This is a genomic window from Hymenobacter frigidus (assembly GCF_014640435.1).
Classification (GTDB): Bacteria; Bacteroidota; Bacteroidia; order Cytophagales; family Hymenobacteraceae; genus Hymenobacter; species Hymenobacter frigidus.
The window spans coordinates 76,920-100,884 of sequence record NZ_BMGY01000013.1 but is presented as its reverse complement, the minus strand read 5'-3'; the positions used below and the strand labels follow the sequence as shown (position 1 = coordinate 100,884).

Annotated in this window: 19 protein-coding genes and 1 pseudogene; 13 read left to right on the top strand and 7 right to left on the bottom strand. The window is 59.6% G+C overall.

Features of this window, described 5'->3' with window-relative positions:
• Positions 1–552 (top strand): annotated as a pseudogene (locus IEW17_RS09180) (hypothetical protein); the annotation flags it as partial.
• 127 nt (positions 553–679) lie between these two features.
• Positions 680–1,456, top strand: coding sequence for an acyl-CoA desaturase (locus tag IEW17_RS09175; RefSeq protein ID WP_188561744.1), 777 nt, complete (start codon positions 680–682; stop codon positions 1,454–1,456).
• A gap of 73 nt (positions 1,457–1,529) precedes the next feature.
• Here the strand turns inward: IEW17_RS09175 and IEW17_RS09170 are convergent, their stop codons facing one another.
• Positions 1,530–2,564 (bottom strand): SMP-30/gluconolactonase/LRE family protein, encoded by a 1,035-nt coding sequence (locus IEW17_RS09170; protein WP_188561743.1) that lies wholly within the window; start codon positions 2,562–2,564, stop codon positions 1,530–1,532.
• 168 nt (positions 2,565–2,732) lie between these two features.
• On the opposite strand from IEW17_RS09170, the gene IEW17_RS09165 reads away from it, so the two are divergent.
• The 5 genes from IEW17_RS09165 to IEW17_RS09145 all read left to right on the top strand — a co-directional run bounded on the left by IEW17_RS09165 (position 2,733) and on the right by IEW17_RS09145 (position 12,157).
• On the top strand, positions 2,733–4,628 hold the full coding sequence (locus IEW17_RS09165) for an ABC-F family ATP-binding cassette domain-containing protein (RefSeq protein WP_188561742.1): 1,896 nt from the start codon (positions 2,733–2,735) through the stop codon (positions 4,626–4,628).
• 692 nt (positions 4,629–5,320) lie between these two features.
• Positions 5,321–7,570: a catalase/peroxidase HPI gene (gene katG / locus IEW17_RS09160; protein ID WP_188561741.1), complete on the top strand. Its 2,250-nt coding sequence runs from the start codon at positions 5,321–5,323 to the stop codon at positions 7,568–7,570.
• 152 nt (positions 7,571–7,722) lie between these two features.
• A complete protein-coding gene (locus IEW17_RS09155) occupies positions 7,723–9,060 on the top strand; it encodes a type IX secretion system plug protein (protein ID WP_188561740.1) in 1,338 nt (445 codons plus the stop codon).
• Positions 9,061–9,169: 109 nt separating this feature from the next.
• Positions 9,170–10,633, top strand: a complete 1,464-nt coding sequence (locus tag IEW17_RS09150) for a M48 family metalloprotease (protein WP_188561739.1) — start codon at positions 9,170–9,172, stop codon at positions 10,631–10,633.
• A 117-nt stretch (positions 10,634–10,750) separates the two neighbouring features.
• Positions 10,751–12,157: a M48 family metalloprotease gene (locus IEW17_RS09145; protein ID WP_188561738.1), complete on the top strand. Its 1,407-nt coding sequence runs from the start codon at positions 10,751–10,753 to the stop codon at positions 12,155–12,157.
• A gap of 157 nt (positions 12,158–12,314) precedes the next feature.
• Here the strand turns inward: IEW17_RS09145 and ychF are convergent, their stop codons facing one another.
• Together ychF and IEW17_RS09135 are read right to left on the bottom strand one after the other, a co-directional pair.
• Positions 12,315–13,415, bottom strand: a complete 1,101-nt coding sequence (gene ychF / locus IEW17_RS09140; RefSeq protein WP_188561737.1) for a redox-regulated ATPase YchF — start codon at positions 13,413–13,415, stop codon at positions 12,315–12,317.
• Positions 13,416–13,584: 169 nt separating this feature from the next.
• The gene (locus IEW17_RS09135) at positions 13,585–13,995 is read right to left on the bottom strand and encodes a DUF3276 family protein (protein WP_188561736.1); all 411 of its coding nucleotides are present in this window, start codon (positions 13,993–13,995) and stop codon (positions 13,585–13,587) included.
• A gap of 271 nt (positions 13,996–14,266) precedes the next feature.
• Between IEW17_RS09135 and IEW17_RS09130 the strand changes: the two genes are divergently transcribed.
• The 6 genes from IEW17_RS09130 (at position 14,267) to IEW17_RS09100 (ending at position 18,706) form a co-directional block, all read left to right on the top strand.
• Positions 14,267–15,184: a DUF58 domain-containing protein gene (locus IEW17_RS09130; RefSeq protein WP_229748912.1), complete on the top strand. Its 918-nt coding sequence runs from the start codon at positions 14,267–14,269 to the stop codon at positions 15,182–15,184.
• A gap of 48 nt (positions 15,185–15,232) precedes the next feature.
• Entirely contained in the window at positions 15,233–15,448 is a 216-nt protein-coding gene (locus IEW17_RS09125) for a hypothetical protein (RefSeq protein WP_188561734.1), read from the top strand.
• A gap of 125 nt (positions 15,449–15,573) precedes the next feature.
• A complete protein-coding gene (locus IEW17_RS09120) occupies positions 15,574–15,738 on the top strand; it encodes a hypothetical protein (RefSeq protein ID WP_188561733.1) in 165 nt (54 codons plus the stop codon).
• Between the two features lie 58 nt (positions 15,739–15,796).
• A complete protein-coding gene (locus tag IEW17_RS09115) occupies positions 15,797–16,255 on the top strand; it encodes a hypothetical protein (protein WP_188561732.1) in 459 nt (152 codons plus the stop codon).
• 639 nt (positions 16,256–16,894) lie between these two features.
• Positions 16,895–17,227 (top strand): hypothetical protein, encoded by a 333-nt coding sequence (locus tag IEW17_RS09105; protein ID WP_188561749.1) that lies wholly within the window; start codon positions 16,895–16,897, stop codon positions 17,225–17,227.
• Between the two features lie 171 nt (positions 17,228–17,398).
• On the top strand, positions 17,399–18,706 hold the full coding sequence (locus IEW17_RS09100) for a cystathionine gamma-synthase family protein (RefSeq protein WP_188561730.1): 1,308 nt from the start codon (positions 17,399–17,401) through the stop codon (positions 18,704–18,706).
• Between the two features lie 393 nt (positions 18,707–19,099).
• Here the strand turns inward: IEW17_RS09100 and IEW17_RS09095 are convergent, their stop codons facing one another.
• The 4 genes from IEW17_RS09095 to IEW17_RS09080 all read right to left on the bottom strand — a co-directional run bounded on the left by IEW17_RS09095 (position 19,100) and on the right by IEW17_RS09080 (position 23,834).
• Positions 19,100–19,321 (bottom strand): hypothetical protein, encoded by a 222-nt coding sequence (locus tag IEW17_RS09095; protein ID WP_188561729.1) that lies wholly within the window; start codon positions 19,319–19,321, stop codon positions 19,100–19,102.
• Between the two features lie 50 nt (positions 19,322–19,371).
• The gene (locus IEW17_RS09090) at positions 19,372–20,343 is read right to left on the bottom strand and encodes a deoxyhypusine synthase family protein (RefSeq protein ID WP_188561728.1); all 972 of its coding nucleotides are present in this window, start codon (positions 20,341–20,343) and stop codon (positions 19,372–19,374) included.
• 163 nt (positions 20,344–20,506) lie between these two features.
• On the bottom strand, positions 20,507–21,049 hold the full coding sequence (gene hslV / locus IEW17_RS09085; RefSeq protein WP_188561727.1) for an ATP-dependent protease subunit HslV: 543 nt from the start codon (positions 21,047–21,049) through the stop codon (positions 20,507–20,509).
• 193 nt (positions 21,050–21,242) lie between these two features.
• Complete coding sequence (locus IEW17_RS09080; RefSeq protein ID WP_188561726.1) at positions 21,243–23,834, bottom strand: TonB-dependent receptor; 2,592 nt, start codon at positions 23,832–23,834, stop codon at positions 21,243–21,245.
• Between the last annotated feature and the right edge of the window lie 131 nt (positions 23,835–23,965).

The window sequence follows — 23,965 nt, the reverse complement described above, 5'->3', positions numbered from 1 at the left end:
AGGAAGCGAAAGGGTCCATGCCCGAAACTAACCTACAGCCCGCTTACTTTTGGTGCGGAAGCCCTAGTATCGATGTACTTGCTCGACCCCAAAGGGCGGCACCGGGTATGGGGGGCGTTCGGCCCCGGCCCGTTTGCCATTCTCAATACCATGACCGTGCCCACCCGGCTGGTGAAGTTTAAGCAGGGCGCGGTGCAGCGCATACGCTTCGACCTGCAGGCCGACCGCCAGCGCACCACCGGCACCATGCGGGCCGAGTATTCGGGCCTGCAGCTGGAGTTGCTGGGCTACAAAGAGGATGAGATAAAGAAACCGCTGCTGAAACGGGTTATCTCGAAGGCGGCCAACGTGGTAGTTATCCGCGACCAGAACCCGCGCAAGCGCGGCGAGCTGGTGACCGGCGAAATGACGAGCACCCGCGAGCCGCGCTTTTCGATGTTCACCCTTTGGCGCCAGGGTATCGTAAGTGGTTTGTTCCACAGCATTGGCGTGCCCCAGAAATTAGCGCAGAAGCTCAGCGAATCGAAGGACGAAGCGCCCCTGCCCAAGTAGCAAAGCGGAATTCACAGCCTGAAGACGCTGTACCTTACGACAGCAATGGCTTAACGCTAGCTTTGTTTTGAACATTTTGGGCCTGCGGGACCTTTTTTGCCATTCGCCCGGTGGCGCAGCTACACCTATGATAATCCTCGCCTTTTTCCTCGCTCACTGGTACCTGTCGCTGTTTACGCAGACGTTTTTCCAGCACCGCTACGCCGCCCACCGCATGTTCACGATGGGCCCGCTCACGGAACGGGTGTTTTTCCTGCTGACCTACGCCACGCAGGGCAGCAGCTTTATGTCGCCGCGGGCCTATGCGCTGCTGCACCGCATGCACCACGCCTACTCCGACACGGCCCACGACCCGCACTCGCCCCACAACAGCACCAACGCCTTCACCATGATGTGGAAAACCCGCACCATTTACCAGGATTGCGTGAACGGCACCAGCGTGGCTGCGGAGCGCTTCGCCGGCGACTATCCGGTCTGGAATTCGCTGGAGGAGTTCGGCAACAAGTGGTACTCCCGCGTGGGCTGGGCGGTGGTGTACGTGCTGTTCTACGTCAACTTTGCTACCGCCTGGTGGCAGTTTCTGCTGCTGCCCATCCACCTAAGCATGGGCGCGGTGCACGGGGCCATCGTGAACTGGGCCGGCCACAAGTACGGCTACCAAAACTTCGATAACAACGACAAGAGCCGCAATTCGCTGTTTTTCGACTTCCTCACCGGCGGCGAGCTGTTTCAGAACAACCACCACAAGCTGCCCAGCCGCGTCAACTTTGGCGTGAAGAAGTGGGAGCTTGACCCCTCCTACCCCGTCATCTGGACCCTGGACAAGCTGGGCATTATCAAGCTGCGCCTGGTGAAGGTGGCGGCGCTGGAAACCGCCGCCGCCCAGGCAGCGGCAGCGGCTTAACGGTTTCGAACAACGCAAAAAGGGCCTCTTCCGGACGAAAGAGGCCCTTTTTGCGTCAAGCGCAACTGCCTTACTAAAAAATAACGCGGTTGATGCTGAACTGGCTCACGGCTGGCATCCGGCCCGAAAATAAGGCGTCGAGGTTGGCGTATAGCACGTAACTGTTGCCGTCGCGCCGGGCCAGGGTGGTCGGGAACTGGGGCTGCGTGGCGAAAGTACCCGAAAGCGTGGCCGCCCCGAAGCCGTTGGTGGTAGCCAAGCGGAACACCTTGGCCTGGGCGTTGCACACCACTTGCAGCGTGTTGTTGTCCTGCAGCAGCAGGCCATCGGCGGCCGTTAAGTTTTGCGTGGTGGCCACGGTAGTGAACGTGCTGGGGGCGGCCAGCGGAATTTTAAACAGCTTGCCCTCATCCGACTTGGCCACCAGCAGGTAGCCGTCGGGGTGAAACACGATGCCGTTGAGGCCGAACGTGCCGGCCGGGGCCACAAACTGCGGGCTTTCCAGAAAAACCGAAGCGACGTTGGTCGTGGCGTCAACTTTATAGATGATGCCGGAGAAGCTGTCCGTCACGTAGGCATTGCCCTGGACGTCCACGGCGATGTCATTGGCGAAGTGGCCCACGTTGGGACGCAGAGTGCCCAGTTCCACCACCACGGGCGCGGCCGTGGGCGTGGTGCGGTTGTAGATGGCCAAGCGGGCCAGCTTGCGCAGGGTGGCAGTGCTGGTGCGCTGCTGGTTGGCGCCGGGGTCGGAAATAGCCACCAGCACGCGGTTGCGGGGCTCGTCGAGGTACATGCCAATGGCCGACACCAGCTTGGGGTCGTCGGGAAAGGCCGTGCTGTAGGTGCCGTCGTCCTTCACCTGGCCCACTTGGCCGGTGGTGAGCGAGGTAACCAGGAACCGCTTGTTGGCGGCGTCGTATTGCACGCCTTCGGGGTAGAGGCCCGCCCGGGTGAACGTGATGGTGGCCGGAGCCTCGGGCACCGGCACGGGCGGTTCGGTATCGCCTTTGGAGCAGGATGAAAGCACGGCCAGGCCGAGCAGCGCCACCGAAGCCAGGCGGCTGACCGCCGCCGGGGAAAAATTGCGCGAAAAAGTAGCAGACATAAGCAAATGGAGTTAGTGAACGGTGTAGCGCGAGGCTGATTCGTGTATCGACATTTTTGATACAGCCATCCCAGCCTTTTGGTTATGGTGTGCGCGGCTGATTCCGTGAAAAAAACCGATGGGCCCACCCCTGCGCCGTACCTTTGCACCCGAATACCCCGCGACCCCATGATTTCCATCTCCGACCTCGACTTTCACTTTGGCTCCCGTGCCCTGTACGACAACGCGAGCCTGCACATCAAGCCCAAAGACAAAATCGGCCTCATTGGCCTGAACGGTACCGGCAAATCGACGCTGCTGCGCCTGCTGGTGGGCGAGTACAAGGCCGATGGCGGCAATATTTCGATGGCCAAGGACGTGAGCCTGGGCTTCCTGAACCAGGACCTGCTCAGCTATGACACGCACGAAAGCATCCTGCACGTGGCCATGCAGGCCTTTGAGGAAGCGCTGGAGCTGCAGAAGAAGATTGATGACATTCTGGTGCTCTTCGAAACCGACTACTCCGATGACCTGATTGACAAGCTGGCCACCATGCAGGAGCGGTTTGAGGCGCTGGGCGGCTACACCATGCAGTCGCGCGCCGAGGAAATCCTCGAAGGCCTGGGCTTCAGCACCGAGGAGCTGACCAAGCCGCTCAAGTCCTTCTCGGGCGGCTGGCGCATGCGCGTGATGCTGGCCAAAATCCTGCTTCAGCAGCCCTCGCTGCTGCTGCTCGACGAACCCACCAACCACCTGGACTTGCCCTCCATTAAGTGGATAGAAAACTACCTGGCCGACTACGAGGGCGCGGTTATCATCGTGAGTCACGACCGCGAATTCCTGGACCGCACCACCAACACCACCGTGGAGGTAATCGGCGGCAAGCTGGTGCCCTACGCCGGCAACTACTCCTATTACTTGGAAGAAAAAGAGGAGCGCAACATCATTCAGAAGGGCGCTTTCGAGAACCAGCAGTCCCAAATCCGGGCTGCTGAGCGGTTCATTGAGCGCTTCAAGGCCAAGGCCAGCAAGGCCAAGCAGGCCCAGAGCCGCGTGAAGGCGCTCGATAAGCTGGAGCGCATCGAGGACGTGGCCCAGGACGCGGCCAAAATCAACATGAAGTTCACCTTCAAAACCGAGCCCGGCCGCCACATCCTCCGCATGGAGCACGTGACCAAGAAGTACGACCAGAAGCTGATTTTCCGCGACACGAACGTGCACATCGAGCGGGGCGACAAAATCGCACTCATCGGGGCCAACGGCAAGGGCAAATCCACGCTCATGCGCCTGGTGGCCGGCACCGAAGCCCCCACCGCCGGCAAACACCAGCTGGGTCACAACGTGATTATGTCGTTCTACGCCCAGCACCAGTTGGAGAGCCTGACGCTGGACAACGAGATTTTGCAGGAGATGAGCGAGGCCGGCTCGAAGCGCAACGACATGGAGCTGCGCTCGGTGCTGGGCTCGTTCCTGTTCACGGGCGAGGAGGTTTTCAAGAAAATTAAGGTGCTAAGCGGGGGCGAGAAAAGCCGCGTGGCCCTGGCCAAAACCCTGATTTCGGAAGCCAACTTCCTGCTGCTCGATGAACCGACCAACCACCTGGACATGGTATCGGTAAACATCCTGATTCAGGCCCTGGAGCAGTACCAAGGCACGTTCATCGTCATTAGTCACGACCGGTTTTTTGTGGAGAACGTGGCGACCAAAATCTGGTACATCGAGGATTTCCAGCTGAAGGAGTACCCCGGCACCTACGCCGAGTACGAAACGTGGCAGGAAGACCGCGAGAAAGCCGCCAAGAAAGCCGGCCTGCCCAGTCCCTCGGCCCCCAAGCCCGTCCCGGTGGAGCAGCCCAAAGCGGTGCACGCATCCAACAGCAACGACGCGAAGAAAGCCGCCAAAGAGCTGGCCGAAGTGGAAGTTCGCATCACCGCGCTCGAAAAAGAACTGGCGGTGTACGAAGCCCAATTGGCCGACTCGGCCATCTACGCCAACGTGGCAATGCTGAAGGACGCTACCCTCAAATTTGAAGCGGTGAAAAAGGAGCTGACGGCCCAAACCAAGCGCTGGGAGGAATTGATGTAACCAAGGAAATCCTCGGTTGCTGAGGCTCCGGGGCGGCGTCGTTGCAAGGATTTATTTCTTGCAACGACGCCGCTTTTCTTTGTTCAATTGTTGATGAGACGAATGCATTTTTTACCTCCAACCAATGTTTGGATATCCACACGCCCTGTTTTCATCACCTGATAAGGGTGCCAGGCATGAAACCGTTTGAGTGCCCACGCACAAGTAACCGGATGAAGAAGAACGTCATTCCGAACTTGCCAATGCTTGCCGCTGCCAACCGACTTATATGACATAAAGAAGAACGTCATTCCGAGCTTGCCGAGGAATCTTGCTCGCGCCAGTAGGCGGCGCGGATGACTCCGGCGAGATTCCTCGGCAAGCTCGGAATGACGTTCTCTATCCGGTTGCTTGTGCGCGACTGTTTAGTTGTTCGAAAATGCCATCCCGCCCGTCCTAATCGTCTGGAATCTGCTTACCGCAACACGAATTTTCGACAATTATAATCTCTGCTTATAAAAACATCAATTAAATCAATTTTGATTATGAAAAGAGTGGTTGTAAGTTTGTACCAGTCCTAACTCTATGAGCGGACTAAATCCAGCATCATCGAATAATTAACCCTATCGAAGGAGCTGGCTAACATAATCAGAGCGGTCGATTTTTGACCACCAAGATTCGCAAAACAGGACGAAATAAAAATCATTATCAAGATGGAAAACCTGCATAGCCTCCCCCCGGAAAACTCAGTCTTGTACGAACTCAATGAGCCGGCAGCCCAATGCCCGTTTAGCACCGGCGCGGTGAAGAAAAGCGCCGGTGGCGGCCGCACCGTCCGCGATTGGTGGCCTAATATGCTGAATATCAGCATCCTGCGCCAACACGCGGACATGTCAAATCCCCTGGGCAAAGATTTCAATTACGCCGAGGAGTTCAAGAAGCTGGACCTGAATGCCGTCAAGCAGGACCTTTTCGAGCTGATGACGAACTCGCAGGACTGGTGGCCGGCCGACTACGGCCACTACGGCCCGTTCTTCGTGCGGATGGCCTGGCACAGCGCCGGCACCTACCGCATCGGCGACGGCCGCGGCGGCAGCGGCTCCGGGGCCCAGCGCTTTGCGCCCCTCAACAGCTGGCCCGACAACGCGAACCTGGACAAGGCCCGCTTGCTGCTCTGGCCTATCAAGCAGAAATACGGTCAGAAGATTTCCTGGGCCGACCTGATTGTCTTCGCCGGCAACTGTGCTCTGGAGTCGATGAACTTCCAACCCTTCGGCTTTGGTGCCGGCCGGACCGACGTATGGGAGCCCCAGCAAGACATTTATTGGGGCCCCGAAACTGAGTGGCTGGGCGACAAGCGCTACACCGATAAGCGGGAGCTGGACAACCCGCTCGGCGCCGTGCAGATGGGCCTCATCTACGTGAACCCGGAAGGCCCGAATGGCGTACCCGACCCGCTGCGCTCGGCCCACGATATCCGCGAAACCTTCGGCCGCATGGCCATGAACGACGAGGAAACCGTGGCGCTGATTGCCGGCGGCCACACCTTCGGCAAAACCCACGGAGCTGCCGACCCCGGCGAACACGTGGGCAGTGAGCCCGCCGGTGCCAGCATGGAAGAAATGGGTCTGGGCTGGCGCAACAGCTTCGGCCAGGGCCATGGTGGCGACACCATCACCAGCGGCCTCGAAGGTGCCTGGACCAGCACGCCCGCCTTGTGGAGCAACGACTACTTCGACAACCTGTTCGGCTACGAGTGGGAGTTGACCAAGGGCCCCGGCGGAGCACACCAGTGGCGGCCAGTGGACGGCGGCGGTGCCGGTACCATTCCCGATGCCCACGACCCGGCCAAGAAGCACGCCCCCTTCATGCTCACCACGGACATCGCCCTGCGCGTAGACCCGGCGTATGAAGTTATTTCCAAGCGCTTCCACGAGAATCCGGACGAGTTTGCCGATGTCTTTGCCCGCGCCTGGTTTAAGCTGACGCACCGCGACATGGGACCCAAAGAGCGGTACCTGGGCCCGGAAATCCCCACGGAAGAATTGCTCTGGCAAGACCCAATCCCAGCCGTCACCTACCAATTAGTTGACGACCAAGATATCGCCACGCTGAAAGGCAAGATTCAGGCTTCCGGCCTGTCGGTGAGCCAGCTGGTGTCTACGGCCTGGGCATCTGCCTCCACCTACCGCGATTCAGACAAGCGCGGTGGTACCAACGGTGGCCGCCTTCGTTTGGCTCCGCAGCGAAACTGGGAAGTAAACAACCCAGCGCAGCTGGCGCAGGTACTCCAGAAACTGGATGGTATTCAGCGGGAGTTCAACGGTGCCCAAACCGACGGCAAGCAGATTTCAATGGCCGACCTGATTGTGCTGGCTGGTGGTGTCGGCATCGAGCAGGCTGCTCAAAATGCCGGGCATGAAGTGACGGTTCCGTTCACCGCTGGCCGCGCCGATGCTTCCCAGGAGCAAACCGACGTCATGTCGTTTGCGGCCATGGAGCCGGCAGCCGACGGCTTCCGCAACTACCTGAAGTCGCACCACAAGGCGGCGGCCGAGGAAATGCTGATTGACAAAGCCCAACTCCTGACGCTGACCGCGCCGGAGCTGACGGTATTGTTTGGCGGCCTGCGGGCCATCAACATCAACTCCGACCAGTCGCAGCACGGCGTCTTTACCGACCGTCCAAACACGTTGACCAATGATTACTTCGTGAACCTGCTCGACATGGGCACCACGTGGAAGGGTACGACGGATGCGCAAAACGCCTTCAACGGCCGCGACCGCAAAACCGGCGCTGTGAAATGGACCGGCACCCGGGTGGACCTGATTTTCGGCTCGAACTCCGAGCTGCGGGCCCTTGCTGAAGTGTATGGCTACGCCGATGCCCAGGAGAAGTTCGTAACCGACTTTGTGGCCGTCTGGACCAAGATGATGAATCTGGGCCGCTTCGACCTGGCTTAAGAGTAAGGCAAACCGGCCAGTAGTTGTCGTGCCTGTTTCGTGATGAAAGGTGGCCTCGGAAGAGGTCACCTTTTTTTGTGCGGGGCGGCCACTCGGCTGGGCTGGGGGCGGCGGGCACCGCGAGCAGCCGACGCAAGCTGTACTTTCGCATCATGCGCTTTTCCAGTCTCTTTGCTTCCCTCCTGCTCGCTACCGCCTGCGTGCCGCTCGGCACGCCCATCACCAGCACCACCCCGGCCGCTCCTGGCCAGCAAAAGCCCCCCGAATACTACGCCGACAAAACCCTGCGCTATCGGGACTACACCTACGCGCCCGAGGTGCGCAGCGTGCAATGCTACGTGGCCACCGGCCAGCCCAACGAGGTGTTTCAGCCGCCGGTGGTGCCGCTGGGCCAGAGCCCCGGCATTCTGCTGGAGTTTGACGTGCTGGGCGAGCAAAGCCAACGCTACACGGCCAAGCTCATTCACTGCGACGTGGACTGGAAGCCCTCTGTGCTGACGGACATGCAGTTTCTGAACGAGATAAACGAGTTTCTCATCACCGACTTTCGGGTGGGCACGGGCACCAAGGTGCCGTATTTCCACTACCGGCTACGGGCCCCGCAAGTAAAAATCAGCGGCAACTACCTGCTGGTGGTGCAAAGCCCGGGCAGCGTGCCGGTGGTATCGCGCCGGCTGCTGGTGTATGAAAACCGCGTGCAAGCGAGTTTGCAGCCCGGCATTGTGATTGGCGGCCAGGAGCGGTTTACGCTGCAGCAGCTCGACTTTGCCATCAGCTACGCCAGCGTGGAGCTGGTGAACCCGGCCGTGGAGGTGAAGGTGGTGCTGCGCCAGAACTTCCGCTGGGACAATGCCAGGTACAACCTGCGCCCCACCTTCGTGCGCGACGCCGAGCGCCGGCTCGACTACCAGTACTTCGGTTTCGAAAACGCTTTCCCGGGCCTGAGTGAGTACCGCTTCTTTGATACCCGCTCGGTGCAGGCCGCCGGCATTGGCGTGCTGCGCGTGGACCCGCGCGCCACGCCCGTCACGGCCCTGCTGCAGCCCGAAGTGACGCGCAGCCAGCAGGCCTACAACCAGTACCAGGATGCCAACGGCCAGCGCGTGTTCGAAAGCCGCGAGTACGGCAACGGCGCTACCAACGCCGACTACGCCAACGTCACCTTTCAGCTAAAGGCTACCCAGGCCGCCCCCGGCCCGGTTTACGTGTTCGGCGCGCTCACCGACTGGCAGCTCAAAGATGAGTTTCGCCTCGCCTACGACGAAGCCCAACAACTTTACACCGGCCACGCGCTGCTCAAGCAGGGCTACTACAACTACGACTTTGCCGTGGCCGGCGCCCGCGGTGCGGTCCCCAATGAAGTGTACTTCGAAGGCACGCACAATGAAACCGAAAACCAGTACGACCTGCTGGTGTACTACCGCCCGCCGGGAACCCGCACCGATTTGCTCATCGGTTACCAAACCACAGGGTTCAACAGCCGCCGATAGCATCTGGCAACAACCCGCTGCGTCGCGTTGCGTTTGTTAGCGCACACCTCATGCCGGCAACAGGCGGACCAATTCCGGCCCGTTTTCCGGTTCTGGGTGCCTCTTTCTTATGAAAACACGTCTTACTCTGACGGTTGGCGCGGCAGCGGTTTTGCTTTTTAGCCGCTGCGCCGTGAACCCCGTCACTGGCAAAAAAGAAGTCATCTTGGTATCCGAAGGCCAGGAAGTGGCCATGGGCGCGCAGTCGGACCCAGCCGTGACGGCCCAGTTCGGTTTGTATTCCGACCCGAAGATGCAGAAATTCATCGACGAGAAAGGGCAGAAGATGGCCGCCATCTCGCACCGCAGCAGCCTGAAGTATCAGTTCAAGGTCGTCGATTCGCCGGTGATTAACGCGTTTGCCGTGCCCGGCGGCTACGTGTATTTCACACGGGGTATTATGGCTCATTTCAACAACGAAGCCCAGTTTGCCGGGGTCTTGGGCCACGAAATCGGGCACGTTACGGCCCGGCACTCGGCCCGGCAGCAAACCAAGGCCATTCTGGGCCAGGTGGGGCTGATGGGCGCCATGATACTCTCGCCCCAGGTGGCGCAGTTTGGCGACCAGGCCATGCAGGGCATGCAGCTGCTGTTTCTGAAATTCGGCCGCGACGACGAGCGGCAATCCGACGAGTTGGGCGTGCAGTACTCGTCCAAAATTGGCTACGATGCCAGCCAAATGGCCGATTTTTTCCAGACCCTGTCCCGTGAGCAGGCTAAGAGCGGCAAAGAAGCCATTCCCGACTTCCTCTCCACCCACCCCAACCCCGAAGACCGGTACAACACCGTGAAGCAACTGGCCGAGCAGTGGAAACAGGCCAACGGCAACCCCAAGCTCGCCGTGAACCGCGACCAGTACCTACGCCTCATCGACGGCATGGTGTATGGCGAAGACCCCAAGCAGGGCTTCGTCGAAAACAGCGTGTTTTACCACCCCGAGCTGAAAATCCGCTTCCCCGTGCCCACTGGCTGGAAGCATCAGAACACGCCCCAGCAGTTCCAAATGGCCGACCCTGCCGGCAAGGCCCTGCTCATCCTGATGACGGCTCCCGGCGCTTCGCTCGACGAGGCTGCCCAGGCCATCGCCAAGCAGCTTAGCCTGCAGGCAGCCGAGGCCCCGCGCCGGACCACCATCAACGGCTTTCCGGCCCTGGCTTTCGTGGCCGACCAAGTGCAGCAAGACCAGCAAACCGGCCAGCAAGTAGCGGGCGTGCGCGTATTGGGCCATATTATTCAGGACGGCAAAACGTTGTATGCCCTGCTGGGCGTGACCGCTCCGGCCGATTTTCCGACCTACGCGCCGCAGTTTAGCGGCGTGGCCGAGGCCTTCCAGCGCCTGAGCGAGCCCAACAAGCTCAACCGCCAGCCCGAGCGCGTCCGCATCGTGAAGCTCAAATTGCGCAGCAACTTATCCAAAGCCCTGACCACCAACGGTGTGCCCGAGAAACGACTGGAGGAAATGGCTATTCTGAACGGCATGCAGCTCAACGAGCAGGTGAACGCCGGCTCCCTGATAAAGGTGGTCGGAAAATAACTGGCATGTTGTTGGTTTACGCGCACCTGCCCTTGCCGCGCAACCCTGTTCCCAGCGGCGCGTTTGCAAGCTCAGCCGTCGCAGCTTACGCGGCGCATTTAGATTACTTTTTGGACTATGAATTTTTCCTTCCTTCGTACCAGTGCCGCGTTGCTCCTGCCCCTCACGCTGGTCAGCGCCATTCCCACCAGCCCCAATCAAGGCCCCAAGCCCGACCCGGCCGTGATTGCCCAGTTCGGCCTGTATAACAACGCCACGCTGCAGCGCCTGATTGACACCAAGGGCCAGCAGATGAACAAAGTATCGGACCGCCCCGGCGACTACGGCTTCACTATTGTCGACTCGCCGGTGATTAACGCCTTTGCCACCCCGGATGGCCACGTGTACTTCACGCGCGGCATTATGGCGCACTTCAACAGCGAAGCCCAATTTGCCGGCGTGCTCGGCCACGAGTTGGGCCACATCACGGCGCGCCACGGCCAGAGCCAGCAGCGCCGCTCCACGGCCGCCGGCATCGGCATGCTGCTGGGCTCCATTGTGGCCCCTCGGCTGATGCAGTCGACGGTTGGTGGACTGCTGCAACAGGGCGTAGGCCTGGGCATACTCAAATACGGCCGCGACGATGAACGCGAATCGGACCAGTTGGGCGTGAAGTATTCGACCAAAATCGGCTACGATGCCAGTCAGATGGCCGACTTTTTCCAGACTCTGCAACGCAACCAGTCGGCTGGCGGGGGCTCTTCCATGCCCACCTTCCTCTCCTCCCACCCCAACTCGGCCGACCGCTACACCACGGTGAAAAGCCTGGCCTCGCAGGCCAAGCAAAATGCCGGCGGCCGGCAGCTCACCGTGGGGCGCGATACCTACCTGCGCATGATTGACGGCTTGGCCTACGGCGAAGACCCCCGCCAAGGCTACGTGGAAAGCGGTGTATTCTACCATCCCGACCTCAAGTTCCGCCTGCCCATTCCTTCGGGTTGGAAGTCGCAGAACTCGCCCACCCAGTTTCAAATGGCCGAGCCTAACGGCAAAGCCCTGCTGGTCTTGATTCCGGCCGGTGGCAACTCCCTCGACGAGGCCGCCCAGGCCTTGGCCAAGGGCATCGGCCTGCAAGCGGCCAATGCCCAGCGCACCACCATCAACGGCTTTCCGGCCGTGGTGATGCAGGGCGACCAAGCCGGCCAACAGGGCCAGGCCGGGGCCCGGGTGCTGGCCCACATCATTCAGGACGGCAGCAGCTACTACGGCATTGTGGGCCTGAGTTCACCCGACGCGTTTGCCAGCTACTCCAATACCTTTAGCGGGGTAGCCCAGGGCTTTGCCCGCCTCTCCGATGCCAGCAAGCTGAACCGCCAGACCGAAAAAGTCCGCATCCGAACCGCCACTGGCAACCAAACCCTAGCCTCAGCCTTTGCCGCCGCCGGCATCCCGAGCCGGCGCTACGAGGAACTAGCCATTCTGAATGGCATGCGAACCACCGACCGCCTGGGTAAGGGGATGTTGTATAAAGTGGTGGGCAAATAAATCACGGATTACACGGATTTCGTAATCGATTCAGAGACCGTGAAATCCGGGAGCCTGAAAACCCAAAAAAAGGCTTGCCAAATGGCAAGCCTTTTTTTGGGTTACGACAATCGCAAATCGTCCACGAAATCCGTGAAATCCGCGCGACTCCGTGGTCTTAGACGTTGAAGCGGAAGTGCATGATATCGCCGTCCTGCACCACGTATTCTTTGCCTTCCACGGCCATTTTGCCGGCTTCTTTGATTTTCACCTCGGTCTTGTACTCCTGGTAATCCGCGAGCTTGATAACCTCGGCCCGGATGAAGCCTTTCTCAAAATCGGAGTGGATGACGCCGGCCGCGGCGGGCGCTTTGTCGCCGCGGTGCACGGTCCAGGCGCGTACTTCCTGCACGCCGGCGGTGAAGTACGTAATTAGGTTCAGCAACTCGTAGCTGGCCCGGATGAGCTTGTTCAGGCCCGATTCGGTGAGGCCGTATTCGCCCAGGAACATGGCTTTTTCCTCGGGGTCTTCCATCTCGGCAATCTGCGCCTCGATGGCGGCCGATACCAGCACCACTTGGGCACCTTCGGCCTTCACGTGCTCACGCAGGGCGCTTACGTGGTGGTTGCCATTGGCCGCAATGCTGGCTTCGTCCACGTTGGCCACGTAAATCACGGGCTTGATGGTGAGCAGCTGCAAATCGGCCACCGCCTCCAACTCGTCAGCGGTAGCAACCACGGCGCGAGCGTTCTGGCCCGCTTCCAGCTCGGCTTTAAAGCGCTGCAGCACGATTACTTCTTTTTTGGCCAGGGCCTCGCCGGCTTTGGCGCTGCGCTCCGACTTTACCAGCTTCTTATCAATGCTCTCCAAATCTTTGATTTGCAGCTCAGTGTCGATAACATCTTTGTCAAAAACGGGGTCAACCCCGCCGGCTACGTGCACGATGTTGGCGTCGTCGAAGCAACGCACTACGTGGATGATGGCATCTACTTCGCGGATGTTGGCGAGGAATTTATTGCCCAGGCCTTCGCCCTTGCTGGCCCCTTTCACCAAGCCGGCGATGTCCACGAATTCGATAATCGTGGGCAGCACGCGCTTGGGGTTCACAAGGGCTTCCAGAATCTGCAGGCGCTCATCGGGCACGGTGATGACGCCCACGTTGGGCTCGATGGTGCAGAACGGGTAGTTGGCCGATTCGGCCTTGGCGTTCGATAACGCGTTGAAAAGAGTGGATTTACCGACGTTCGGCAAGCCGACGATACCGCAGCGGAGGCCCATTTTTTGGAGTTATTGAATGTTGAGTTATGAATCAGGCGTTAGCCTAATTCGGCCGCAAAGGTACGGCTTGCAACCACGCAAAACGGCGCGAACAGATTCTCATCCATTCGCGCCGGTAAAATTGGTCCGGGAAATTACCCGCTACCCACTACTCGTTAACCACTCCTTGCTAATAGTTGTCGTCGCTCCGGTTGGGGTCAAAAGCGGGGCGGTCAAGCTCCGGCCGGGGACGGTCGAGTTCCGGCCCAGGGCGGTCGAACTCGCGGCGGGGCTGGTCACGGTCGTCGTAGTCGCGGGGGCGGTCAAGCTCGGCCACTTCTTCGGGGCTCAGCAGCTCTTCGCGCACATAGTCCACGGCATCCTGCAGGGCATCCACAAATTTGAGAAAATCCTCCTTGTACAGAAAGATTTTATGCTTTTCGTAGCTCACGGAGTCGTCGCCGTTCTGGCGCCGCCTGCTTTCGGTGATGGTCAGGTAGTAATCCTGGCCGCGGGTGGCTTTCACGTCGAAGAAGTACGTGCGCTTGCCGGCTTTAATGCGTTGGGTATAAATTTCTTCCTGGTCGTGACGGTCGTCCACGGCGTTGGGTTGGGGTATGAGTGGGAAATAGAATCGGTCGGTTGATTGAAAGGCCTAACTTACGAAATGCGGGCTAAAGATAGACGACTAGAGTGGTGGCCGTGTTAGAAGGGTATCTTTGAAGTCTGTCATCCTGAGCGCAGCGAAGGACCTTATGATGCTTCTGCAGACTTGCATTACTAGCAACTCTCTAGCGGTGATAAGGTCCTTCGCTGCGCTCAGGATGACAGACGTTTCCAAGCGCCAAAATCCTTTCTCGCGCCACTTACCCATGCCCCTCGACCTCGCCGCCATCCGCTCCTTCGAGAACCTCGAATTTCTGGCCCGCCAGCTGGTCGATGGGTTCATCACCGGCCTGCACCAGTCGCCGTACCACGGCTTTTCGGTCGAGTTTTCGGAGCACCGCCTCTACAACCCCGGCGAGAGCACGCGGCACATCGACTGGAAGGTATTTGCCCGCACCGATAAGCTATTTGTGAAGCGCTACGAGGAAGAAACCAACCTGCGCGCCCACCTGCTGCTCGATGTGAGCCCCAGCATGTACTACCCCAGCCCAGGCTACGACAAGCTGAAGTTCAGCATTCTGGCGGCGGCCGCGCTCACCACGCTGCTCACCCGCCAGCGCGACGCCGTGGGCCTCGTCACCTTCGCCGATACCATTGAGCTGCAGACGCCGGTGCGCTCCACCAGCACTCACCGCCATACCCTGCTGCTGGCCCTGCAGCAGCTGCTGGAGCGCCCGCCCGCGCCCAAAACCGGGCGCGGCACCGATGTGGCCGGCACCATTCACGCCATTGCGCAGCAGATTCCGAAACGCTCGCTCGTCATTCTCTTCAGCGACATGCTGGGGCGCGGCGCGGCCGAACAGGATGCTGCCCTGTCCGCTTTGCAGCACCTCAAGCACCAGCACCACGAAGTGCTGCTTTTCCACGTGCTGGACCGGGCCACCGAGGCCGATTTCGACTTCGCCGAGCGTCCCTACATTTTCGAGGACGTCGAAACCGGCCTCGAAATCAAGCTCCAACCCGGTCAGATTAAGGAGCAGTACCGCGCTGCCATGACGGCCTACGAGCAGGAGCTGGCGCTGCGCTGCGGCCAACTCCGCATCGATTTTGTTCCCGTAGATGTGCGAGAGCCCTTCGAGAAGGTGCTGTATGCCTACTTGGTGAAGCGCGGCAAGGTGCGGTAGCAATCCGCCAGCTCAGTTCACTTATTCTTCGTTTCTATTCCCAAATTCGTGTTTTTACTTCGCCTGCTTCTCATTTTCGCGGTTTCCCTACTGGTCTTTGCTCCCATCACGGGCTACATTGCCTATAGCTACGGCCGGTCGTTCTGGCGGTGGTTTGGGTTTGGGCTGGTGGTGCCATTCTTTTCCGTATTCGTGGCTTTGTTCATGGCCATGCGCACCCGGGCCACCGAGGACGAGGCCACCAATCGCCTACCGCGCCCCTAGTGGTGGGCGCAGCTTTTGCCCCGCCTGAAACCTGCGCCACGCAACACCCGGGTCCAATGACAACCCTGTCGGCCTTAGTTTTGCAGCGACATCAGCACCGCAGTTTTGTTATGGTTGAGGTCCTTATGGTTGTTCTGACTCCGTTGTTTTTCGTGCTGCTCGCAACGGCGTTTATGGCCGCCAGCCACGGCAGACCGTTCTGGCGGTGGTTTGGCTGGCGAGTGCCTTACCTATCGCTGTTCGTGGTGCACCACGATAAAACGCGGCTTGCCGTAGCCGTAACGGCCTAATGAGCTCGACCAGCGCGGTATTTTTTGCTTATTTCTTTGCTCACCTCTTCCCCTTTTTATGTACCAATCCCTTCTCCTGCTGCACTCCTGGTCCCGCTGGTTCGTGCTGATTTTCGGCCTTATTGCCGTGTACCGCGCCTACGTGGGCTGGACCGGTCGCCGCCCCTTCCTGAAGGCCGATAACGGCATGGGAGCCGCTTTCTCAGGCTTTGTATGGCTCCAGATAATTATCGGCCTGGGCCTGTATTTCGGCCTCAGCCCCTACGGCCTCAAGGCCATGAAGGTGGCGGGCGCGATGAAAGACCCAACGGCGCGCTTTTTCGGTATGGAGCACGTAGCCATAATGATTCTGGCCGCCATCGTGGCGCAGGTGGGCCGCATTGTCGTCAAAAAAACGGGCGATGCGACGCTCAAGCACAAGAAGGCTTTCCTGTACTTCGGCGTGGCCCTGGTGCTGGTGCTGATTATGATTCCGTGGGGCATTTGGAATCCGTACCGGCCCTTGTTCCGGTTCTAAGCCCTGCTTTTTCCCAACAAAAAAACGCCTTTCCGCATGTAGCGGAAAGGCGTTTTTTTGTTGATGCCGGGCCGGCTACGGGAACATGCCGCCCGCTACTTCAAGCCGTGTAGCGACACTCCGACACCTGACTCAGGCTTTACGCCGGCACCCCTATGTGGCCGTACGTGCCCTTGCTTTCACATGCGCCACTTCCAATATTGCGACTCCAGGTATTTTCCTGGTTTTTTTTCCGACACTCTTCCCTTCTGTCGTTCGATTACTCCACACCTCTGGCGGCGGTAGTAGCCACCGACGCCCTTGAAAATGCCTCCGGCGGCGGCCCACTGGCCCAGCACGCCTGCCTCGACTGCGGCGCGGCCCTGACCGACCAGTATTGCGCCCACTGCGGACAGCCGGCCGACACGCACCGCGTCACCCTGAAGCACCTCTTATTTCACGACGTGCCGCCCTCCGTCTGGCATGTGGACAAGAGAATCGCACACACCTTCTGGCAGATACTCACGCGCCCCGGCCTCACCATCCGGGGGTATTTGGCCCGACTTGCGACCGAACCTTGCGCCAAAGCAGCCCCGCGCCGCCGCCACGCGGTAGCTGTGGCAGCCTGTGCCCGCCGCCCGCCCAAAATCGCCCGTGGTTTTGGGCGGGCAAGCCGGTATTTTTTTGAAAATGAGCGCGGCGGGCATCGTCGCAGAGCAAGCCGATTTTTCATTTTCAATTTTTGAATACTTAAGTTTGACCCGTTGCGTGTTAGGCGTAGCACTCGGCTATACTGCCCGCTTACCCTTTGCCATTCCGTTTGTGTCCAACGCGCCGCACCGTTCCTACACCGTAGAAGACTTTACCGATTTGATAAACGCCCGCTTGCAGCAGTTGGAGCGGCGGAAAGAAGCGCAACAGCATTATGGCAGTTTGTTGGTGGTGCTGCGTCAGCAGGTCGATGCGTACCGGCAGCGGCGCACGGCCAGCTGAACACTAGCGCTGGGGATTCAGCGGCAGTTTCCGCGGTTGGCCCGCAGTTTTAAGATTCGTTGAAACATTGTTTCTTATTTCGAATGCCCGCCTTTCCCAAGGCGGGCATTTTTTGTGCCCCATCGCCAAAAATCCTACCTTCGTCGCCTCACTCCCCCATTCCCACCCACCATGACCAACCTACAAGACCACGCCCACATCGGCGGCCAAATGCTGCGCCCCGAAAGTTTGATGATGAGCTACGGCTACACGCCCGCCTGGAGCGAAGGGGCCATCAAGCCCCCCATTTTCCAGACCTCCACCTTCGTTTTTAAGAACGCGGAGGAAGGCAAGGCCTTTTTCGAGCTGGCCTACGGCCTGCGCCAGGCCAACCCCGACGAGGAAATGGGCCTCATTTACTCCCGCCTCAACAACCCGAGCCTGGAGATTCTGGAGCACCGTCTCTGCCTCTGGGACGGGGCCGAGGAAGCCGCCAGCTTTGCCAGCGGCATGGCCGCCATCAGCACCACGCTGCTGGCCCTGCTGCAGCCCGGCGACGTGGTGCTGCACTCCGAGCCCGTGTACGGCGGCTCCGACTTCTTCCTGAAAAACGTGCTGCGCAAGTTTGGCATTGAGGCCGTGGGCTTCCGGCCCACCGATACGCCCGCGCAGCTGGCCGCCCGTGCCGCCGCCATCGTGCCCGGCCGCCTGGCCATGATTTTCGTCGAAACGCCCGCCAACCCCACCAACCACCTCGTGGACCTGGAAGCCTGCGCTGCCCTGGCCCGCCAGTACGCCACGGCCGATAAACCCGTGCGCCTCGTGGTCGATAATACCTTCCTCGGCCCGGTGTTCCAGCACCCGCTCAAGCACGGGGCCGATGTGGTGTTGTACTCGGCCACCAAATTCCTGGGCGGCCACTCCGACCTGATTGCCGGTGCCGCCCTGGCCAGCAAGCCGCTGATGAAGGAAATCAAAGCCATGCGCACCTTCATGGGCACCATGTGCGACCCCAACACCGGCTGGATGCTGATGCGTAGTTTGGAAACCCTGAAGCTGCGCATGGAGCGCGCCGCCCAATCGGCCCAGACCATCGCCGACTGGCTGCGCCAGCACCCGCTGGTGGCCCGCACCTACTACCTCACCCACCTGGAGCACAACCCCGCCCAGCAGGACATCTACCGCCGCCACTGCCTCTCGCCCGGCTCCATGATTTCCTTCGATATCCGGGGCGGTGAGGCCGAAGCCTTCCGCTTCCTCAACGCCCTCAAGCTTATCAAACTAGCCGTGAGCCTGGGCGGCACCGAAAGCCTCGCCGAGCACCCCGGCACCATGACCCACTCCGACATCACGCTCGACGAGCAGCGCGAAATGGGCATCACCCCGCAAATGATTCGCCTGAGCATCGGCGTGGAAGACCCACAGGACCTGATGCTGGATTTGAGCCAAGCGTTTGAGGCCGTGGGGGTAGTGAAGGAAATGGAGTTGGAAATGGCGTAGGGACTAATTATTAGCCACCAAGCCAAAGAGCCTGCCGCTTCATCAGCGGCAGGCTCTTTGGCTATAAATTCCTAATCAAGTCTTCTAACTCGTGTTGGCTAATGCTGGCCGTATCAGCTTTGTCGTAGATGTAAAGCAAACTCACCGTTTGGGTTGCTTCATCGGTTACAAGCACCGTTTCCAAGTGGGTAATGACGCGGGCCCCACCGCTCTTGCCCCGGCCTTTGCTACGAATGGCTAGCCGGACTTTACACGCATTCTGCCCCAGGGGGTGTACCAGAGTCCAGTTTGGCCAACAATTGGGCTTCCAATGTTGCCAAGTCGGCTTTCAGCGACGGGTACTTCTTCAGCAGCTTCTTGGCTGCCACCAAAAAACTCGGCGCGGTGACAATGTTAACCGGCATCGTCCAAAAACTTGCGCAACGAAGGGAGCGGTTGCCCGGCCCGCTGTGCTCCCTTCACCTCGGCAAAACCGGCGCTGATGCCCTGCATAATTTGCAGTTTCTGCCGGAGCTGCTGTTGCCGACGTTGCAGCTTTTCCCACTCGGCATAGGCTACCACCACAGCGGTGCGCTCGCCAGCTTCGTTGGTGAGGTATTGAACGTTGCTTTTCATTTCATTAAAACTGCAATGAGCGGCGACTGGTTCAGCCGCCGCTCGTCAACCTACTGCCCCAGCACAATGGCGAACACCAGCGGCGCCACAATGGTAGCGTCCGATTCGATGATGAACTTCGGCGTTTTTTCGCCCAGCTTGCCCCAGGTGATTTTCTCATTGGGCACGGCGCCCGAGTAGCTGCCGTAGCTGGTGGTAGAATCCGAAATCTGGCAGAAATAGCCCCACAGCGGCACGGTGGTGCGGCCCAGGTCCTGGTGCAGCATGGGTACCACGCAGATGGGGAAGTCGCCGGCAATGCCGCCGCCAATCTGGAAGAAGCCCACCGTGCTGTCATCGGTGGCCTGGGCAGTGTACCAGTCGGCCAGGTACATCATGTACTGAATACCGGTACGCATGGTGTGCACGTTCTTGATATCACCCGTCATCACATGGCCGGCGTAGATGTTGCCGAGCGTAGAATCTTCCCAGCCGGGGCAGATGATGGGCAGATTTTTCTCGGCGGCGGCCAGCATCCAGGAGTCTTTGGGGTCAATCTGATAGTACTGCTCCAGCTCGCCCGAAAGCAGAATCTGGTAAAAAAATTCGTGGGGAAAGTAAGCTTCGCCGGCCTTGTCAGCCTTTTCCCAGAACTTGAGTACGGTATGCTCGATGCGGCGCATGGCCTCTTCCTCCGGGATGCAGGTATCGGTCACGCGGTTCATGTGACGCTTGAGCAGGGCGGTTTCGTCGGCTGCGGTCAGGTCACGGTAGTTGGGCACCCGCTCGTAGAAATCGTGGGCTACGAGGTTGAAGATATCCTCCTCCAGGTTGGCCCCGGTGCAGCTGATAATCTGCACTTTATCCTGGCGAATCAGCTCGGCCAGCTGAATACCCATTTCGGCGGTGCTCATGGCTCCGGCCAGGGTAATCATCATTTTACCACCCTCGGCGAGGTGCTTGTTATAGCCATCGGCGGCGTCGATGAGGGCGGCCGCGTTGAAGTGGCGGAAGTGGTGACGGAGAAAATTGGATACTTGCATTTGGAAGAATTGGGGTGTTGTTATGCGTTTTGGGGTCAGGCAGAAAGACCGTCATGCTGAGCGCAGTCGAAGCATCTCTATCGCGCAAGTATTAGTTACTATCGAGGTAGAGATGCTTCGACTGCGCTCAGCATGACGCGCTGCTTGGGTGTTGTAATTCCGGCTAAACCGGCGATTCAATCATCAGATTGTGATTGGTGTAGATGCAGATATCGGCCGCGATGTGCAGCGCGTCTTCCACCATCTGGCGGGCGGTGAGGTGAGGCGCGTGTTTCTTGAGAGCCAGCGCGGCGGCCTGGGCATACATGGCCCCGGAGCCGATGGCGGCCACGTCGGAATCGGGCTCCAATACGTCGCCGGTGCCGCTCAGGATTAGCAGCTCGTCTTTATCGGCCACCACCATCATGGCTTCCAGCTTGCGCAGGTACTGGTCCTTGCGCCATTCTTTGGCCAGCTCGATGGCGGCGCGCTTGAGGTTGCCGCCGTAGCTGGTGAGCTTCTCGTCGAACTTGTCAAGCAGCATGAAGGCATCAGCCGTGGAGCCAGCGAACCCGGTCACGACTTTACCGTCTTGCAGCTTGCGGATTTTGCGGACGTTGCCTTTGGCTACGTGCTTGTCCATGGTGGCCTGGCCGTCGGCCCCGACGGCGATTTCCCCGTTGTGGCGCACGCCCAGGACGGTAGTAGAGCGGATTTTTGCTTGCATAATGGGGCAAAAATACAACGGGCAGGCGCAGTAGCGGCCGTCATGGGTGTTTGAATAAAATAAGAACGTCATGCTGAGCTTGCCAAAGCATCGCGCAGGCAGCAGTAATTCTTTTCTTGCGATTGAATTACTACCCCACGCGAGATGCTTCGGCAAGCTCAGCATGACGTTCTTTTCGGGTCGTTCAACCCTACTACTTGCTCACCCGAAACTGCAGCTTGGCGAACAGGAAGCGGCCGTTGCTGCCCATTTGCACGGCATCCCAGGCCCCACCGTTCTCGGTGACCTGGGGGTTGAAGAAGTCGGGATATTGGTTGAACAGGTTGGACGCACCCACCGAAAGACGCAACTGGTTGGTGAGGCTGTACGAGAGCGCCACGTCGGTGGTGAGGCGGTCGCGGTAGGCATTGCGCTCCGTGTTGTAATCGTAAAGCAGGACGTGGCCGAACTGTACAAAGCGCACCAGCGCCCCGAAGCGACCAAGGCTGTAATCGAAGGTCAGGTTGACTTTGTAGGGCGGTGCCGAGGCCTTCACGAAGGCCTGCTCGCGCACGCCGAAGAAGATTTCTTCCTTGCCGGCCAGGCCCGGCGTGGTTTTAGCATTCCCCACGATGAGCAGGCGGTTGAGGTTGGCGGCCAGCGTGGTGGTGAGGCGGCCGGTGCCCACGGCGCTGCTGTTCGAAAGCACCGCGTCGAGGCCCCAGGTGTCGGTCGAAATGGCATTGGCGAAGAACTGGGCCTGGCCCACGCTCAGGCTTTGCAGAATGGGACCAATCTTGTCGTCGTCGTCGGCAAAGGTGCCGGTGAGCACAATCCGGTCCTTAATATGGATGTAGTAGCCATCCACCGTGAAGTTCAATACCGAGCCAACGCGACCCGTGAAGCCCACGCTGGCTGACTGCGACCGTTCCTGCTTCAGGGCCGGAATGCCCACCGCCCGCGATACCGCACCGTTGTTACGGTCCAGCAAAATATCAACCGGCTTGCCGCCCACCACGTTGGTAAACACGGTGTTAAAGTTAATCTGCGCCAGCGAAGGAGCCCGGAAACCAGTGCTTGCAGTGCCGCGCAGCGAGAAGTTTTCGTTCAGTTTGAGTCGGGTAGCTACTTTACCAGTTACGATGCTGCCGAAATCGGAATAGTTTTCGGACCGTGTGGCGAGGGCTACTAAAAACGACTTGGTTACGTCCAGTTCGGCATCGGCATATAAGCTGAAGTTATTCCGACTGGCATTCACCTCATTGCGGGGCTGGAAGCCGGGGAAACCTTGCGAACCCGCCGCCCGGTCATTTAGCGCGCCGGGATACTTGCGGTACGACCCCTCTTCGCCGGCAAACAACGAGTACCATTCGCGGCGGTATTCGCTGCCCACAGCCACGTTCAGGCCTTCGAGCACCGTCTTGAAACTACGGCTTGCGTCGAGGTTCACCACATTTTGCTGGAGCTGAAACCCACCCGCGTCGAACGAACGGGGCGAAGCCGCACCCAGCGTGGCGTTCAGCGTGTTGTCTACGCCGTAGTGAAAGCGGTTCGAGCCAAAGCCGTTGCTCAGGTCCACATCGAACCCACCGAAGGTGCCACGCACGCCCGCCACGCCGTGGGCATCAGTGAGGGAGCTGGTGATGATGGGGTCGAAACCGTTGGGGTACAGGGTCGGGTTGCTGCGCGGGTTCGGAATGGGGTTGTCATCGTCGTCGAGCACGGTGGGAAAACGCGTGTAGGCGTAGGCTTCACCCTTGCGAAAGTTCACCCCGCCAAACAAGTAGCCGTAGATGTTCTCGCTGATGGGCAGCTTGCTGTTAAGGTACGCCGACGTGTTACTAGCCTTCGGGTCGCCATACTGACGGCGCTGAATGTCGTCCGGAGCCGGCACGTTGGCCCGCTGGGTGTGCTGGCGCTGGTTAAAATCGACAGTCGCGTTCACGAAGCCCCCTTTGCCCACGCCCACCCCGTAGTTGAGGTTGGCGTTGAAGTTGCCGCCGTCGAAAGTCTTGTCGTCAAAGCGGTACTTGGCGGTGTAGGCCCCGTAGTTGGCGTTGGCTGTGAGCTCGTTCACGCTGGTTTTCAGCACGATGTTGATGACGCCCGCAATGGCATCGGAGCCGTACTGGGCCGAAGCCCCATCGCGCAAAATCTCAATCCGCTCGATGCTGGCGGCCGGAATCGTGTTCAAGTCGGTGCCGGTGTTGCCCCGGCCGCGGCTGCCAAACAGGTTCACGAGGGCCGACTGGTGCCAGCGCTTGCCGTTCACGAGTACGAGGGTCTGGTCGGGGCCGAGGCCGCGCAAGCTGGCCGGGTCCACGTGGTCGGCGCCATCGGCCCCGGTCTGGCGGTTCGAGTTGAACGAGGGCGCCACGAATTGCAGCAGCTGGTTCACGTCGAGCTGGCCGGTTTTGGCCGTCACCTCCCGGATGTCAATGATATCAACCGGCGAAGGCGAGTCGGTCACGGAGCGGTTCACACTGCGCGAGCCCACTACCTGCACGGCATCGAGGCTGGTGCTGCTTTCGGCCAGCTTGATGCTGGCGGCTTCCGTCGAAGCCACTTCCTGCGTAACGTAGCCCAGCGAGCTAATCACGAGGCGGGGCGCAGCCGTGCGGGTTCGCAGCGTGAAGCGGCCGTCGCCGCCGGTGGCAGTGCCGTTGTTGGTTCCTTTTTCCACTACCGAAGCCCCGATTACGGGCCGGCCGGCGGGGTCTACCACCTGGCCGGTCAGGTTGGCTCCCTGGCCCCAGGCCACCCCACTCACAAGGCAGATGAGCGGCGTTAGTAAACTGTTTTTCATAAATCAAGCAGAATTTAAAGGTGAAGACTGGCCGCAACTTGCGGCACTGTTGGGTTGTGCGGCAAGCACAAGCTAGTGCATTTCCGCACAAAAAAACCAGCCTTGACCGGCTGGTTTTTTTCGTTATTTCT